4 protein-coding genes are annotated in these 2579 nt (G+C 47.2%); 3 read left to right on the plus strand and 1 reads right to left on the minus strand.

The window, feature by feature from the left end; genetic code table 11:
- A partial coding sequence (locus tag V6C93_RS08655; protein ID WP_333476253.1) for a PhnE/PtxC family ABC transporter permease occupies positions 1 to 1291 on the minus strand: 1291 nt, incomplete at its 3' end.
- Positions 1292 to 1442: 151 nt separating this feature from the next.
- On the opposite strand from V6C93_RS08655, the gene V6C93_RS08660 reads away from it, so the two are divergent.
- From V6C93_RS08660 to V6C93_RS08670, 3 genes are all read left to right on the plus strand, one after another.
- Positions 1443 to 1751, plus strand: a complete 309-nt coding sequence (locus V6C93_RS08660; protein WP_333476254.1) for an RNA-binding protein — start codon at positions 1443 to 1445, stop codon at positions 1749 to 1751.
- 123 nt (positions 1752 to 1874) lie between these two features.
- Positions 1875 to 2078, plus strand: a complete 204-nt coding sequence (rpsU, locus tag V6C93_RS08665) for a 30S ribosomal protein S21 (RefSeq protein ID WP_333476255.1) — start codon at positions 1875 to 1877, stop codon at positions 2076 to 2078.
- 90 nt (positions 2079 to 2168) lie between these two features.
- The coding region (locus V6C93_RS08670) for a hypothetical protein (protein ID WP_333476256.1) at positions 2169 to 2579 on the plus strand (411 nt) is incomplete at its 3' end.

Genomic DNA, 2579 nt, shown 5'->3' on the forward strand with positions numbered 1-2579 from the left:
ATCGGGTAAAAATGAGTACAACGGTTCCCCACCCTGGGAGTTTTAGACGATCGGATTGCTGAGACAATGTAGGCGATCGACCGAGATCAAAAATGCCTCCTGGCAATAAGAAGTTATGTGCGGCAGGGAATGAAAATAGAATGCCTCCTAATCCAGCTACAGCCATGGCCAGGATAGACATAGCCAGGGTTTGAACGGATAGAGTCAATAGTTGATTCAATTGGCTGGTATCGGGTGGAAAGACATGCTGAATCACTCCTGCCAAAAGTTGGGCAGTTCGCGGTGCCCAAAGTTTAGAGAAATCGGCTTGAACGTACCAGAAGGAGAATATCAGTAAAACAATCGCTCCGATGAACGAAGCCCTGACTACTGGGTCACTTTGGTAAAGGGTGTTTTTGCGCTGTTTGAGATTGAGAACGTTCAAATCGAGGCGACTAGGTGCCCCTAGCCGGTGGCGCAATACCGCACTCCAAAAATCAGTCAAACCGTTTAATCCTACTAAGGCAATCAGAAACGTCCAGACTTGCTCGTAGTCGAGGGACTGGAGGCTGAGGAGAATTTGATAGCCCAATCCACCCGCACCAACGATCCCCAGCACCGCAGCCGAGCGAATGGAACATTCAAAGCGATAGAAACTGTAGGAGAGCAAATTGAGAAAGGCTTGAGGAAGCAGGCTATAGGCGAAAGCACTGAGGGGGGGAACTCCGCTGTTGAGCAATGCTTTTAAGGGCTGGCGAGGAGTTTCGTCGAGAATTTCTGAGAAGACTTTGCCCGTGATGGCACCAAAAGGAATTGCGATCGCTAAAATCGCTACCAATGGATCGAGTCCGAAAATATTGACAAAAAACAAGCCCCAAATCAGTTCATGAATCGCTCTAGGAATTGCCAAAGCTGCCCGTACCACGAGCCAAGGAGTCCACGCCCTGATGCCTCCCTGACTCCCGATTCCTGCTACAGACTGCCACCACACTTCCGATGAGAGTACGCCACCCACTAGACCTATCGATACGCACAAAGCAGTACCACACACGGCGAAGGCTAAGGTTTTCAGCGTGGCATCCAGCGTCAGCTTGAGCACGTCCGGGCTGAAGTCCGGATGAAGAGCAGCTACGAGAAAGCGCCAAACCAGAGTCCAGCCTCCCGTATTGATTAAATTTTCCTTAAAAATACCGGCTGAGTGCAACGACCACAGGACGGATGCGACAAACAGCAGGCTCCACAAGCTTTTGGCGTTAAGCAGTGAGGGACGTTGAGGGAGAGTAGATGGTGAATTATTAAGAGTATTTCTCATATCAAATCCAAGAAATACATGTTAGTACTTATCGGCTTGTGTGTTATCCTGCTTGGTGAAAATTAAATTCGGTTGTATAGTTTGCTTTTTACTACCGGCAAGACTCTCTCCGAATCTAGTTCTCTACATCGTTTGATTCCGGAGAATCATTATGTCAATCTATGTCGGTAACTTATCTTATGAGGTCACAGAGGAAGATCTCAGCGAAATCTTTGCCGAATACGGAACAGTGAAGCGGGTTCAAATGCCTAAGGATCGAGAAACCGGAAGACTACGGGGTTTTGCCTTTATAGAGATGGAAACAGACACCGAGGAAACTGCTGCAATTGATGCCCTCGACGGTGCTGAGTGGATGGGCCGCGATCTGAAAGTGAACAAGGCTAAGCCTCGCGAAGAAAGAAAACCTGGTGGTGGTAGCTGGGGCAACAATAACAGATCGTCCCGACGCAACTACAACTAAACTTCGAGACGAAAAATTTAACTCTGAGGTCTTAAGGGCAGACAAGGAGTCTGCCCTTTTTTACTTGTTTATGCTCGGCACCTCTAGCCGTCATGAGCTTAGTCAACAAGAGGAACCCAAAGGATGACCCAAATAATTCTTGGCGAAAATGAAGGCATTGAGTCAGCTCTGCGTCGATTTAAGCGACAAGTCTCCAAAGCCGGGATTTTCCCAGACATGAAGAAGCATCGTCACTTTGAAACGCCTCTGCAAAAACGCAAGCGCAAACTGATTGCCAGACATAAACAGACCAAGAGGCACTCTCGCTATAAATCGACGCAGTTTTAAATCAAACCATTGATGATATCCATTCATCGCTAATTGGCAGATTTGAACAGAGGCACTTAGCTCCTATTCTTACCAAAAGGTTCAATAATTATGACTCCACAAGCGATACGGATTGTTTCTCAGCTAAGGCACGAGTTCTACTCTCTCTTTTCTTCGGCGATGGAAGTGCCAGTGAGTATTACGAATGGTAGTGCATCCACGGGTAATCCTCCAATGGTGTTTTGGATAGATGACAGGCAGCGACTGAATTACTTGCGTGTTTATGTTTATACAGCACCCGATGACTTACTCCCCAAACGACCATTTATTCTTCGAGTGTCTGTTAACAAAGGTGGTGGTATGCTCACAACTGCCAGGTGGAGAAGAGATTGCCGAGGCCTGAATCAAGATTGGCACTTCGAGCTAACTCTACTCCCGGAAGAGATATTAGACTTTTTGCCCTGGCTCGTAAACTTGGTTAAGTCTTATAACCAAGGTCACAGCTCATTTGTACAAGAACCC

The sequence above is a fragment of the Allocoleopsis sp. genome (assembly GCF_036703385.1).
Lineage (GTDB): Bacteria > Cyanobacteriota > Cyanobacteriia > Cyanobacteriales > Coleofasciculaceae > Allocoleopsis.

Coding starts and splice junctions, on each gene's coding strand:
- V6C93_RS08660 (WP_333476254.1), top strand. CDS start 1,443: ATGTCAATCTATGTCGGTAACTTATCTTATGAGGTCACAGAGGAAGAT.
- rpsU (WP_333476255.1), top strand. CDS start 1,875: ATGACCCAAATAATTCTTGGCGAAAATGAAGGCATTGAGTCAGCTCTG.